Source organism: Streptomyces sp. NBC_00448, assembly GCF_036014115.1.
In the GTDB taxonomy this organism is placed as follows: Bacteria; Actinomycetota; Actinomycetes; order Streptomycetales; family Streptomycetaceae; genus Actinacidiphila.
Genome location: NZ_CP107913.1, coordinates 1,623,970 through 1,636,133, shown reverse-complemented (window position 1 = coordinate 1,636,133; position 12,164 = coordinate 1,623,970). Strand labels below are relative to the sequence as shown.

The following is a 12,164-nucleotide window of genomic DNA, read 5'->3' as shown; positions in this document are numbered from 1 at the left end:
GAGCCCGGTTCCGATTTCCAGCCGGGGCTCGATCCCGCGCCGGGGCTCGACCCCGCGCTCGACTCCACGCTCGACCCCGCGCTCGACTCCACGCTCGACCCCGCGCCCGATTCCGACGGCGCGGCGACTTCCGATGGCACGGCGACCGCGGACACGTCCGCAGAAGGGGGAGCACGGTGACCGGCAACAAGGAGCTGGCCCAGCGCTGGCAGGGCGCGCTGATGAACAGCTACGGCGTCCCCCGGCTGCCCCTGGCCCGCGGTGAGGGCGTCCGGTTCTGGGACGCCGACGGCAAGGAGTACCTCGACTTCGTCGGCGGCATCGCCACCAACGCGCTGGGCACCGCCCACCCGGCCGTGGTCGAGGCGGTCACCCGGCAGATCGGGTCGCTCGGCCACATCTCCAACCTCTTCCTCGCCGAGCCGACCGTCCAGCTCGCCGAGCGGCTGCTCCAGCACTTCGGGCGCCCGGGCCGGGTGTTCTTCGCCAACTCCGGCACCGAGGCCAACGAGGCCGCCTTCAAGATCGGCCGGCTCACCGGCCGCACCCACGTGGTGGCCGCCCAGGGCGCCTTCCACGGCCGCACCATGGGCTCCCTCGCGCTCACCGGCCAGCCCGCCAAGCGCACCGCCTTCGAGCCGCTGCCCGGCGACGTCACCCACGTGCCGTACGGCGACGTGGCCGCGCTGCGCGCCGCGGTGACCACCGACACCGCGATGGTGATCCTCGAACCCATCCTCGGCGAGTACGGCGTCGTGGTGCCGCCGGTCGGCTACCTCCAGGCGGCCCGGGAGATCACCGCGGCCACCGGGACGCTGCTGGTGCTCGACGAGGTGCAGACCGGCGTCGGGCGGACCGGCCACTGGTTCGAGTGCCTGGCGCAGGGCGTCGAGCCCGATGTCGTCACCCTCGCCAAGGGGCTCGGCGGCGGCCTGCCGCTCGGCGCCGCGGTCGCCTTCGGCCCGGCCGCCGACCTGATCACCCCCGGCAGCCACGGCACCACCTTCGGCGGCAACCCGGTCGCCTGCGCCGCCGCGCTGGCCGTGCTGGACACCATCGCGGCCGAGGATCTGCTCGACAACGTCAAGCGGCAGGGCGAGAAGCTGCGGCAGGGCGTGGAGGCGCTGAACCACCCGCTGGTCGATCACGTGCGCGGTTCCGGGCTGCTGATCGGTATCGTGCTCACCGAGCCGCTGTCCGCCAAGGTCGAACGGGCGGCGCAGGATGCCGGACTCCTGGTGAACGCGGCCGTGCCCGACGTGGTGCGGCTGGCGCCTCCGCTCGTCGTGGGCGACGCGGAGACCGACGCGTTCCTCCAGGCGCTGCCGGGTGTGCTCGACGAGGTGTACCGGGCCGCACAGGCCGACCGACCGGGAGAATGACGGAGATCCGTACGCGATGACCGAGCCGCAAGCGCATGGCGGGGGCCAGGCAGTCCCGCAGACCCGTACCGCACGCCACCGCAGGATCGTGGACCTGCTCGGGCGGCAACCGGTGCGGTCGCAGAGCCAGCTCGCGAAGCTGCTCGCCGACGACGGGCTGAGCGTCACCCAGGCGACGCTCAGCCGGGACCTCGACGAACTCGGCGCGGTCAAGATCCGTACGAACGACGGTGAGTTGATCTACGCGGTGCCCTCCGAGGGAGGGTTCCGCACGCCGCAGGCGCCGCTGGGGGAGTCGGTCAAGGAGGAGCGGATGCGGCGGCTCGCCGCGGAGCTGCTGATCTCCGCGGAGGCGTCGGCGAACCTGGTGGTGGTCCGCACTCCGCCGGGCGCGGCCCAGTTCCTCGCGTCCGCGATGGACCAGGCCGAGGTGTACGACATCCTCGGGACGATCGCCGGCGACGACACGGTCGTGTTGATCTCGCGGGACCCCGCGGGAGGGCAGAAGCTGGCGGATCACCTGCTGCGGCTCGCCCAGGGCGAGGCGTAGCGGCTTCCCGCCGCCGCGGTCCCGGTCCGCTCCCTGGCGCCGCCCGGTGGAGGGCTGGTCGCGCAGTTCCCCGCGCCCCTTCGGGGGCGCGGGTTTTTCCGTGTTCGGGACCCTGACCTGGCACTTTGACGTTTCATGCGGGGGAGTGCATACTTATACCAGTCAGAGGATGCATCGTAAGGAGAGACCCGTGACCGAGCGCGTCGTACTCGCCTACTCAGGCGGCCTGGACACCTCCGTCGCCATCGGCTGGATCGCCGAGGAGACCGGCGCCGAGGTCATCGCCGTCGCGGTCGACGTCGGCCAGGGCGGCGAGGACCTGGACGTGATCCGCAAGCGCGCGATCGCCTGCGGTGCCGTCGAGGCCGAGGTCGCCGACGCCAAGGACGAGTTCGCCGAGGAGTACTGCCTCCCGGCGATCCAGGCGAACGCGCTGTACATGGACCGCTACCCGCTGGTCTCCGCGCTGTCCCGGCCGGCCATCGTCAAGCACCTGGTCGCCGCCGCCCGCAAGCACGGCGCCGACACCGTCGCCCACGGCTGCACCGGCAAGGGCAACGACCAGGTCCGCTTCGAGGCCGGTATCGCCTCGCTCGCGCCGAGCCTGAACTGCATCGCCCCGGTCCGGGACTACGCGATGACCCGGGACAAGGCCATCGCGTTCTGCGAGGCGAAGAACCTCCCGATCGCCACCACCAAGAAGTCCCCGTACTCCATCGACCAGAACGTCTTCGGGCGGGCGGTCGAGACCGGCTTCCTCGAGGACATCTGGAACGCGCCGATCGAGGACATCTACGAGTACACCCAGGACCCGGCCGCCCCCCGGGAGGCCGACGAGGTCGTCATCACTTTCAAGCAGGGCGTCCCGGTCGCGATCGACGGCCAGGAAGTCACCGTCCTGGAGGCGATCCAGCAGCTCAACGTGCGGGCCGGCGCCCAGGGCATCGGCCGGATCGACATGGTCGAGGACCGGCTGGTCGGCATCAAGTCCCGGGAGATCTACGAGGCCCCCGGCGCGATCGCCCTGATCACCGCCCACCAGGAGCTGGAGAACGTCACCGTCGAGCGCGAACTCGCCCGCTACAAGCGGCAGGTCGAGCAGCGCTGGGGCGAACTGGTCTACGACGGCCTGTGGTTCTCCCCGCTCAAGCGGGCGCTGGACGGCTTCATCGCCGAGGCCAACAGCCACGTCTCGGGCGACATCCGGATGACCCTGCACGGCGGCCGGGCCGTCGTCAGCGGCCGGCGGTCGGACCAGTCGCTCTACGACTTCAACCTCGCCACCTACGACACCGGCGACAGCTTCGACCAGTCCCTGTCCAAGGGCTTCATCGAGCTGTTCGGCATGTCCAGCAAGATCGCCGCCAAGCGGGACCTCGACCAGTGAGCGCGGGGGCCGGTACCGGCAAACTGTGGAGCTCGCGGTTCGCCGACGGGCCGTCCGCCGCGCTGGAGAAGCTGTCGGCGTCCGTGCACTTCGACTTCAGGCTCGCGCCGTACGACATCGCCGGCTCCCGGGCGCACGCCCGGGCGCTGTGCCGGGCGGAGCTGCTGACCGCCGACGAGCTGGACCGGATGATCGCCGGCCTCGACGCCCTGGAGGCCGACGTGGCCGCGGGCGCCTTCACCGGCACCATCGCCGACGAGGACGTGCACACCGCGCTGGAGCGCGGCCTGCTGGAACGGATCGGCCCCGACCTCGGCGGCAAGCTGCGGGCCGGCCGGTCCCGGAACGACCAGATCGCCACGCTCTTCCGGATGTACCTGCGTGACCACGCCCGGATCGTCGGCGGCCTGGTCGCCGACCTCCAGGACGCGCTGGTCGGCCTCGCCGAGGCGCACCCGGACGCGGCGATGCCCGGCCGCACCCACCTCCAGCACGCGCAGCCGGTGCTCTTCGCCCACCACGTGCTCGCCCACGCCCAGGCGCTGTCCCGGGACGCGGAGCGGCTGCGGCAGTGGGACGAGCGCACCGCGGTCTCGCCGTACGGCTCCGGCGCGCTCGCCGGGTCCACGCTCGGCCTGGACCCGGAGGCGGTCGCCCGCGACCTCGGCTTCGAGCACGGCAGCGCCGGCAACTCCATCGACGGCACCGCCTCGCGGGACTTCGTCGCCGAGTTCGCCTTCATCACCGCGATGATCGGGATCAACGTGTCCCGGATCGCGGAGGAGATCATCATCTGGAACACGAAGGAGTTCTCCTTCGTGACCCTGCACGACGCCTTCTCCACCGGCTCCTCGATCATGCCGCAGAAGAAGAACCCGGACATCGCCGAGCTGGCCCGCGGCAAGTCCGGCCGGCTGATCGGCAACCTCACCGGCCTGATGGCCACTCTCAAGGCGCTGCCGCTGGCCTACAACCGGGACCTCCAGGAGGACAAGGAGTCGGTCTTCGACTCCTGCGACCAACTGGAGGTGCTGCTCCCGGCGTTCACCGGCATGATGGCCACCCTCACCGTGCACGAGGAACGGATGGCGGAACTGGCCCCGGCCGGTTTCTCGCTGGCCACCGACATCGCCGAGTGGCTGGTCCGGCAGGGCGTCCCGTTCCGGGTCGCGCACGAGGTGGCCGGCGAGTGCGTCAAGGTGTGCGAGGCCGAGGGCATCGAACTCGACCAGCTCACCGACGAGCAGTTCGCCAAGATCTCCCCGCATCTGACCCCGCGGGTCCGTGACGTGCTGCACGTGCCGGGGGCGCTCGCCGCCCGCAGCGGCCGCGGCGGCACCGCGCCCTCGGCGGTCGCCGTACAACTCGCCGAGGTCAAGGCCGATCTGGCCGTGCAGCACGCCTGGGCGACGGCCAAGGAAGGCACCGGGCCGGGCGGCTCCGGCGCGTAGTCCGGGTCACTCGGGTTTGTAGGCGGGGCTGGGCGGCGGCACGAAGGAACTCGCGTTCGCCCCCAGCCACTGCTTCTCCAGCGCGGTCAGCGAACCGTCCTGCCGCATCCGCTCCAGCACTCCGTTGACGAAGCGCACGAAGTCCGTCTGGTCCTGGCGCATCGCGATGCCGTGCGGCTCCTTGGTGAAGCGCGGGCCGATCAGCTTGGTGTCCGGGTCCTGCGCGGCCAGCCCGATCAGGATCGTGTCGTCGGTGGAGACCGCGTCCACCTGGCCGAGCTGCATCAGCATCAGGCAGTCCGTCCAGTCCTTGACCGCCACCGGCACCACCGGGTGCTTCTTCAGCCCCTTCAGCGTGTCGATCGACGTGGTGCCCGAGGCCGCGCACACCCGCTTCCCGCCGAGGTCGTCGATGGACTTCGCGGTCGACGACTTCGGCACCAGCACGCGCTGGCCCGCGTCCAGGTAGTCGGTGGAGAACGCCACGGACTTCCACCGGTCGCAGTTGATCGTCATCGAGTCGATGACGATGTCCACCGACGACTGATGGGTCTTCGGGTCCGGCTGGAGCACGGAGAGCCGGGCATCGGAGGAGATCGTCTTGAACTGGATACGGTTCGGCGAGCCGAACAGCGCGGTCGAGATCCGCTTCAGCAGCTCGATCTCGAAGCCGTCCAACTGCCCGGTGAGCGGGTTCCGGTAGCCGAACAGGTACGAGTTCTGGTCCACGCCCGCGATCAGCCGGCCGCGCTTGACGATCGCGGCCATCGTGGAACCGGCCGGCATGTGCCCGGGCTGCGGCAGCGTGCCCTGGGGACGGTAGCTCTCCAGCGGGTGGCAGGACTGGTCGTCGGCCGGTGCCTGCGCGGGAACGTCGGCGGGTACTGCTCGTTCGGTGCTGTGCGCCCGTCTTCCGGTGGTGCCCGGCCCCGGGGGAGCGGCGCAGCCGCCCACGCCCAGGACGCCCACCACCAGCAGTAACCCGGCGGCCGTGGCCGCCCCCGTTCCACGCCGTACCGCACCGACGACCACAGGGCCTCCTCCGCGTCACGTCACCCCTGCCGCAAGTGACGTTCCCCGCGCCCCGACGGTTCCTGTCCTGGCGCCTGCCCCCGCCGCGGGTACTCAGGGGCGCGTGGGGGTACTCCCGCTCCGCCGGGGGCACCCCCACCCAGGCGAAGCCCTGGGGGAGAACCGCGCGCGTGACCCCCCACCGGCAGGTGGTCCCTCAACCGGCGGACGGGGACACCCCGGAGGGTCAGGGGCACCCGATTACGCGGCCTTGGCCTTGGTGGCGTAGATGTCGACGTACTCCTGGCCGCCGAGGTGCATCACCTGGGACATCACCTCGTCGGTGACCGCGCGCAGCACGTAGCGGTCGCGGTCCATGCCGTCGTAGCGGGAGAAGTCCAGCGGGGTGCCGAAGCGGACCTTCACCGGGGCGAGGCGCGGCATGCCGTTGCCGCCGGGCTGCACCTTGTCGGTGCCGATCATCGCGAACGGGACCACCGGGGCGCCGGTCATCAGCGCGAGCCGGGCGATGCCGGTACGGCCGCGGTAGAGGCGGCCGTCGGGGGAGCGGGTGCCCTCGGGGTAGATGCCGAAGATCTTGCCCTCGTCCAGCACCCGGCGCCCGGTCATCAGGGCCGCCACACCGCCGTGGGCGCTGTTGCGGTCGACCGGGATCATGCCGCAGGTGGTGAAGAACCACGCCACCAGCCGGCCCTTGACGCCCTTGCCCGTGACGTACTCGTCCTTGCCGATGAAGTAGACCTGCCGGTCGACCACCAGGGACAGGAACAGCGAGTCGATGAAGGTGACGTGGTTGCCCGCCAGGATCACCGGGCCGTCGGCCGGGATGTGCTCCACGCCCTCCACCACCGGGCGGTACAGCACACGCATCAGCACCAGCAGAATCGCCTTCAGCACGCTGCGGGACATGCGGGACAACGGACCCCTCCGGGCTCGTACGGACGTCAACCTGCGGACCGACCCTACCGGCCCGTACGTCTTGACGATACTTCCGCGCGGGGCCCCCGCGCACGCCGGGTTCACCCACCGGAGACCGCAGGTCCGCGCAGGCCGCGACGAGTGCGCGCGGCGCCGGCGGGGCCCGGCCGTCTTCCCGCGCACGCGACGGGAGTTGGGAATCTCACAGGCGGGTACCGCCCAGGTCGCACCCCGGCGGCCGGAACGAGCCGGGGCCGGTGGTGAATCGGAGGGTTGAATCCCCGGTGGGACGGGGTAATGCACGGTAAACAGCCGACGTCCCGGTGTGCCTCCGGCCCGCCCCGGCGGCGCTGTGCCGGACACCGCAGCAGCGGTACCCGGCCGGTTCGTTTGTGCGATCATCGGCGCCAGCGGAGGCGACATCGAGCGCACATTCGTATCAACTCCGCACAGGCACACGTTCCGGGCGCGCACCACACCCTCACCCGCCCGGACGGATTTCGAAGGGGAGGCCCGCGCGACATGGGCATGAGCGTGACCATCTCTACGGCGAACCACGATGACGCCGAGAAGATCCTGAAACTCCAGTACCTGTGCTATCAGGGCGAAGCCGAGCTCTACGGCGACTACACCATCGAACCGCTCACCCAGACCCTCGACGAACTGCGCGCCGAACTCGCCGGAGGCACCGTCCTCGTGGCGCGGCTCGGCGAGGAGGTCGTCGGTTCCGTCCGCGGTGCCGTCGACGACGACGGCACCGCCCGCATCGGCAAGCTGATCGTCCACCCGCGCCTGCAGCGGCACGGACTCGGCGGGCGCCTGCTCGCCGCACTCGAAGACCGCCTCGCCGCCGAAGCCGAGGCCAAGCGCTACCGCCTCTTCACCGGGCACCGCAGCCAGGTGCACCAGCGGATGTACCGCAAGCTGGGCTACGAGCAGGTGGGCGTCGCGGAACCGGTCAACCGCCGGCTCAGCCTGGTGCACATGGAGAAGTCCGCACCGCAGCCGCCGGCCCCCGCCGGGAGCTACGCGGCCACCGCCTGACCCGCGCCGCCGCGGTCGGGCGCGCTACTCGCCGCCGGACTCGCCGCCGGTCCCGGTCTGCCGTACAAGCGCCGTCTCCGCCCCCTGCCGGGCGGAGCGGCGCAGCCACAGCAGACCGGCGACCGGCAGCGCGATCGGCAGGAAGACATAGCCGATCCCGAAGTCGGACCACACGGTCGCGTCGGGGAACGCCGAGGAGTCGGCGACGGTCAGGATGCCCACGGTGATCACCCCGAGCAGCTCCGCCGAGCAGGAGACCAGGGCCACCTTGCGGGCCGACTCGCCGCCCCGCCACAGCGCCACGGTGATCACCGCGTAGACGACTCCGGCCACCCCGGACAGCACGTACGCCAGCGGCGCCTCGTGGAACTTCGTGCTGAGCTGCACGATCGAGCGGGAGAGCGCGGCCACCGTGAAGACTCCGTACAGCGACAGCAGCAGCCGCCCGGGTCCGGTGCCGATCTTCGCCTTCTCCGCCGGCGCCGCTGCCGGCGCTGCCGCCTGCGGAGCCGTTTGCGGGGCTGCCTGCGGGGTCGTCCGCGCTGCCGCCGTCTCGGCCGCCGGCTGGGGTGACGTCACGTCGCTGCCTTCCACTGTGTTCCCGGTGGTGTTACCGGTGCTGCCCTCAGCCATGTCCCGCTCCCCAGATCTGGTCCAGCCGCAGCTCCAGCACGGCCAGGATCACCCCGCCCGCCGCGACGATCGCCGAGCCCCAACGGGTGCGCTCCGCGAGCGACATGACCGCCGCCGCCGGAATCGCGCAGACCGCGCCGATCAGGTACGGCACGAACACCGCCAGCCCGTGCGCCGGCCGGTCCCCCCGGGTGAGCTGGACGATGGAGATCACCAGCTGGACCAGGACCGCGAGGGTGACCACGGCCATCCCGGCGAAGTGCCAGTCCTTCGTCGCCGAGTCGCGGTACGCGGCCCAGCCGCACCACGCCGCGAGCAGCAGCGCGAGCACGGAGACCGTCCAGATGACCCAATCGAGCATGCGACGACTGTATTACGGGCGCCGAACCGCTCTCGCTCCCGGGTGACCGGGTACCCTGCCACCTGCTCCGCCCCTGCTCAGCGGTGCCGCGCCCAGTACACGTCCGTGGTGTACGGCATCTCGATCGCGCCACTGCCCCGCGTCGCGTCGTGCGCGCTCAGCACCGCCTGGAGCTCCGCCCGCACCCGCTCCTGCCGGGCCGGGTCGAGCACGGCTATGTGGCTGGACGACATCATCCGCTCCACCACGTCGGCCACGGTCGTGGAGTGCGGGTTCGGCCAGTGCCGCTCCTCGATCGCGCCCCAGCCCGGCCGGGCGGCGAACGCCTCGCGCCAGGCGCGGGCGGGGTCGCCGGGCGCCTCCAGGCCGGCCCCCGCGGCCGGAACCGGACCGGAGGGCGTAGGCGTACCCGCACCTGTACCGCCCGGGCCCGAGGCCAGCGGGGGGCTGGGCAGGTCGCGCGGGGCGAGCCGGAAGTAGATGTCCTGGTAGTCCCGCACCCACGGCACCGACGTGTCGTAGGTGTTCCACACCAGCACCAGCGCGCCGCCCGGCCGCAGCAGCCGCTCGACCTCCGCCAGCGCCCGGTCCGCCTCGAACCAGTGCCAGGACTGCGCCGCCACCACCGCGTCCGCGCACCCCGTCCGCAACCCGCTGTCCTCCGCGGTGCCCGCGGTCACCGCCACCCCGGGCAGCAGCTCCGCCAGCCGCTCACGCATCTCCGCGACCGGCTCCACCGCGAGCACCTCGGCCCCGGTCAGCGCCAGCAGCCGGGTGAACTTGCCGGTGCCCGCCCCCAGATCGACCACGGTACGGCCCCGCTCCAGCGGCAGCGCGTCCGCGAGGGCGGCGAGCGCCGCGAGCGGGTAGGAGGGCCGGGAGCGCTCGTAGACCCCCGCGGCCCGCTGATAGCCGACTCCTGCTGCGTGGTGCACTCTCACGCGGGCTGACGGTAGCAGGATCGGATGACGTTCACGGATACCAGGACCGAACGGCAGGACACCCGGTCGCCCGCCCATTCCCCCTACCCTGGAAGCGAGTTCACCCGCGCCGCCCGCGCCACGCCGCCGCACCGCGCCCACCCTGCCCGGCGCGCGCCGGGCGCGATACTGCATGCTGTGCAATCCACCCATGCCCTGGTTACGGAGCACGAATGACCTCCACCTTTCCGGACATCTCACTCAGTACGGACCGGCTGGTGCTGCGCCCGTACGACGAGGACGACATCCCCGCACTTGTGGAGATGATGAACGACGACCTGATCGCGGCGTGGACGAACATGCCCCAGCCGTACACCGCCGCGGACGCGCGGGATTTCGTCACCCGGACCGCGCCCGCCGAACGCGAGCACGGCCGCGGGCTGGTGCTGGCCGTCACCGAGATGCTCACCCAGCGGCTGGTCGGCACCGTCACGCTCCAGCACACGGACTGGCGTATCCGCGGCACCGAGGCCGGGTACCTCACCGCCCACTGGGCCCGCGGTGAGGGATACGCCTGCGAGTCCGTGCTCACCGTGTGCCGCTGGCTCTTCCGGGAGCAGGGCTTCGAACGGGTCGAGCTGCGCACCGCCGCGGACAACACCGCGTCGCAGCAGGTCGCCCAGAAGATCGGGTGCGTCAGCGAAGGGGTGCTGCGCAGCGCGGGGATCGTCCGGGCCCGGCCCGACGCGGACCCCGCCGGGGCGTGGACCGAGGTCCGTACCGACCTGCTGGTGTGGAGCTTGCTCCGGGAGGACCTCGACTACCCGGGGGACCTGGGCGGGTCGGCCGGCGCCGGGCGCCGTGCGGATGCCGGTGCGGCGAACTACGCGGACGACTACACCGCCTTCGCGGATTGGCGCTGACGCTTCAACGGGACCGCCCGGGTTGCCCGTCGGCGTCTCTGCCCGGACCTGGCGGTAAGTGGGGGTTTGCCGCACCCTTCCCCGCGCCCCTGAGGATGTGCGGCCCCTTCCGCGAAAAGACGCCTACAACTCGGGGGCGAGGGGAAGGGTGCGAAGCGTGGGACCGACCACCCTGGAGGGTCGGGGGCGGGTTAAGGTTTGGCGGGACCCTCACACGCCATGGAGGCAGACGACGATGGCCGACCGGGTCACCGTGATCGGATGGGACGGCTCGCCGCTGTCCGGCGCGGCGCGGGCCGCGCTCGACGCCGCCACGCTCGTGGCCGGCACCCGCCACCACCTCGCGCTGCCGTACGTCCCGAAGGGCGCCGAGCAGATCGTGCTCGGCAGTATCGACATCGCGGCCCGCCGGGTCGCCGGGCACCGCGGCACCGCGGTGGTGCTCGCCGACGGCGACCCGGGGTTCTTCGGCGTCGTCCGGGCGCTGCGGGCACCTGAACTCGGCCTGGAGGTCGAGGTCGTCCCCGCCGTCTCCGCGGTCGCGCGCGCCTTCGCCCGGGCCGGGATGCCCTGGGACGACGCGCGCGTGGTCGTCGCGACCAGCCGCACCCTGCGCCGGGCGGTGAACGTCTGCCGGGCCAGCGCGAAGGTCGCCGTGCTCACCGCGCCGGGCGCCGGCCCCGCCGAACTCGCCCTGATGCTCAACGGAGTCCACCGCACCTTCGTGATCTGCGAGGCACTGGGCACCGAGCACGAAGAGGTCTCCGTCCTCACCTCCGACAAGGTCGCCGACCACATATGGCGCGACCCGAACGTGGTGCTGGTGGTCGGCGGGATCTCCGCCCAGGGACAGGGCATCGCCGCGCTGGGCGGCCCCGCCACGCACTCCGGCGGCGGCTGGATCGCCGGCCGCGACCCCGGTTTCCCCGGCGCCGCGCGCGGCTGGGCGCTGCCCGCGGCCGAGTACGGCGGCCACCTCCCGGCGGAGCTGCGCGCCTTCCAACTCGCCCGGCTCGGCCCGCGGGCAGGGGACCTGGTGTGGGACATCGGCGCCGCCGACGGCTCGCTCGCGGTGGAGGCGGCCGGTTTCGGCGCCGCCGTCATCGCGGTGGACCGCGACGCCGACGCGTGCGACTGGATCACCGCGACCGCCCGCCGAACCGGGGTGCAACTCCAGGTCGTGCACGGCACCGCGCCGACCGCGCTGGAGGACCTGCCCGAGCCCGACGTGGTCCGGATCGGCACCGCCGACCCCGAGGTCGCCGCCGCCTGCGCGGCCCGCCGGCCCGAGCGGATCGTCACCGCGGCCGGCAACCGGGACCAGGCCGAGGCGATCACCCGGGCGCTGTCCGAAGGCGGTTACGACGTGGAGCGCACCCTGCTCCAATCGGTCGAACTGGACAGCGACTGGGCCGAGCGTGAGCGATCGGTGAGCTTCGCGCTGTGTGGTTCCCGGCGCTGACCGCGAGCCGCCAACAAGCCGTCCGCAGGCCCCTGTTCGGGGGCTCCCCGCAACCCCCGCGACAAGGTCGACGAGACGGGTGCGAAAGACGTTTCCCCTGG

The 12,164-nt window shown here is 72.3% G+C and carries 12 protein-coding genes; 7 read left to right on the top strand and 5 right to left on the bottom strand.

The window, feature by feature from the left end:
- Nucleotides 1–176 precede the first annotated feature (176 nt).
- The 4 genes from OG370_RS06930 (at nucleotide 177) to argH (ending at nucleotide 4,770) form a co-directional block, all read left to right on the top strand.
- On the top strand, nucleotides 177–1,382 hold the full coding sequence (locus OG370_RS06930) for an acetylornithine transaminase (RefSeq protein ID WP_328461668.1): 1,206 nt from the start codon (nucleotides 177–179) through the stop codon (nucleotides 1,380–1,382).
- 16 nt (nucleotides 1,383–1,398) lie between these two features.
- Nucleotides 1,399–1,932, top strand: a complete 534-nt coding sequence (locus tag OG370_RS06925) for an arginine repressor (protein WP_328461666.1) — start codon at nucleotides 1,399–1,401, stop codon at nucleotides 1,930–1,932.
- A 190-nt stretch (nucleotides 1,933–2,122) separates the two neighbouring features.
- Complete coding sequence (locus OG370_RS06920; RefSeq protein WP_328461664.1) at nucleotides 2,123–3,319, top strand: argininosuccinate synthase; 1,197 nt, start codon at nucleotides 2,123–2,125, stop codon at nucleotides 3,317–3,319.
- Nucleotides 3,316–4,770 carry an argininosuccinate lyase gene (gene argH / locus OG370_RS06915; RefSeq protein WP_328461661.1) on the top strand — a complete coding sequence of 485 codons (1,455 nt, stop codon included), beginning with the start codon at nucleotides 3,316–3,318 and terminating at the stop codon, nucleotides 4,768–4,770. The genes OG370_RS06920 and argH overlap by 4 nt, the downstream gene beginning before the upstream one ends.
- A gap of 6 nt (nucleotides 4,771–4,776) precedes the next feature.
- Here the strand turns inward: argH and OG370_RS06910 are convergent, their stop codons facing one another.
- A complete protein-coding gene (locus tag OG370_RS06910; protein ID WP_328461659.1) occupies nucleotides 4,777–5,802 on the bottom strand; it encodes a glutamate ABC transporter substrate-binding protein in 1,026 nt (341 codons plus the stop codon).
- Nucleotides 5,803–6,042: 240 nt separating this feature from the next.
- Nucleotides 6,043–6,711, bottom strand: coding sequence for a lysophospholipid acyltransferase family protein (locus tag OG370_RS06905; protein ID WP_328461657.1), 669 nt, complete (start codon nucleotides 6,709–6,711; stop codon nucleotides 6,043–6,045).
- Nucleotides 6,712–7,242: 531 nt separating this feature from the next.
- Between OG370_RS06905 and OG370_RS06900 the strand changes: the two genes are divergently transcribed.
- On the top strand, nucleotides 7,243–7,764 hold the full coding sequence (locus OG370_RS06900; protein ID WP_328461655.1) for a GNAT family N-acetyltransferase: 522 nt from the start codon (nucleotides 7,243–7,245) through the stop codon (nucleotides 7,762–7,764).
- A 24-nt stretch (nucleotides 7,765–7,788) separates the two neighbouring features.
- Here the strand turns inward: OG370_RS06900 and OG370_RS06895 are convergent, their stop codons facing one another.
- The 3 genes from OG370_RS06895 to OG370_RS06885 all read right to left on the bottom strand — a co-directional run bounded on the left by OG370_RS06895 (nucleotide 7,789) and on the right by OG370_RS06885 (nucleotide 9,699).
- Nucleotides 7,789–8,226 carry a hypothetical protein gene (locus tag OG370_RS06895; RefSeq protein ID WP_328473861.1) on the bottom strand — a complete coding sequence of 146 codons (438 nt, stop codon included), beginning with the start codon at nucleotides 8,224–8,226 and terminating at the stop codon, nucleotides 7,789–7,791.
- Nucleotides 8,227–8,389: 163 nt separating this feature from the next.
- On the bottom strand, nucleotides 8,390–8,758 hold the full coding sequence (locus OG370_RS06890) for a hypothetical protein (protein WP_328461653.1): 369 nt from the start codon (nucleotides 8,756–8,758) through the stop codon (nucleotides 8,390–8,392).
- Nucleotides 8,759–8,835: 77 nt separating this feature from the next.
- Nucleotides 8,836–9,699 (bottom strand): class I SAM-dependent methyltransferase, encoded by an 864-nt coding sequence (locus OG370_RS06885; RefSeq protein WP_328461651.1) that lies wholly within the window; start codon nucleotides 9,697–9,699, stop codon nucleotides 8,836–8,838.
- 212 nt (nucleotides 9,700–9,911) lie between these two features.
- Here OG370_RS06885 and OG370_RS06880 point away from each other — a divergent pair, with 212 nt between their 5' ends.
- Together OG370_RS06880 and cbiE are read left to right on the top strand one after the other, a co-directional pair.
- Nucleotides 9,912–10,601, top strand: coding sequence for a GNAT family N-acetyltransferase (locus OG370_RS06880; RefSeq protein WP_328461649.1), 690 nt, complete (start codon nucleotides 9,912–9,914; stop codon nucleotides 10,599–10,601).
- 235 nt (nucleotides 10,602–10,836) lie between these two features.
- On the top strand, nucleotides 10,837–12,063 hold the full coding sequence (gene cbiE / locus OG370_RS06875) for a precorrin-6y C5,15-methyltransferase (decarboxylating) subunit CbiE (protein WP_328461646.1): 1,227 nt from the start codon (nucleotides 10,837–10,839) through the stop codon (nucleotides 12,061–12,063).
- The last annotated feature ends 101 nt before the right edge of the window (nucleotides 12,064–12,164 follow it).

Bases quoted from the DNA above. Each gene is read 5' to 3' on its own strand.
- OG370_RS06925 (WP_328461666.1), top strand. From the start codon at position 1,399: ATGACCGAGCCGCAAGCGCATGGCGGGGGCCAGGCAGTCCCGCAGACC.
- OG370_RS06905 (WP_328461657.1), bottom strand. From the start codon at position 6,711: ATGTCCCGCAGCGTGCTGAAGGCGATTCTGCTGGTGCTGATGCGTGTG.
- OG370_RS06900 (WP_328461655.1), top strand. From the start codon at position 7,243: ATGGGCATGAGCGTGACCATCTCTACGGCGAACCACGATGACGCCGAG.
- OG370_RS06890 (WP_328461653.1), bottom strand. From the start codon at position 8,758: ATGCTCGATTGGGTCATCTGGACGGTCTCCGTGCTCGCGCTGCTGCTC.
- OG370_RS06880 (WP_328461649.1), top strand. From the start codon at position 9,912: ATGACCTCCACCTTTCCGGACATCTCACTCAGTACGGACCGGCTGGTG.
- cbiE (WP_328461646.1), top strand. From the start codon at position 10,837: ATGGCCGACCGGGTCACCGTGATCGGATGGGACGGCTCGCCGCTGTCC.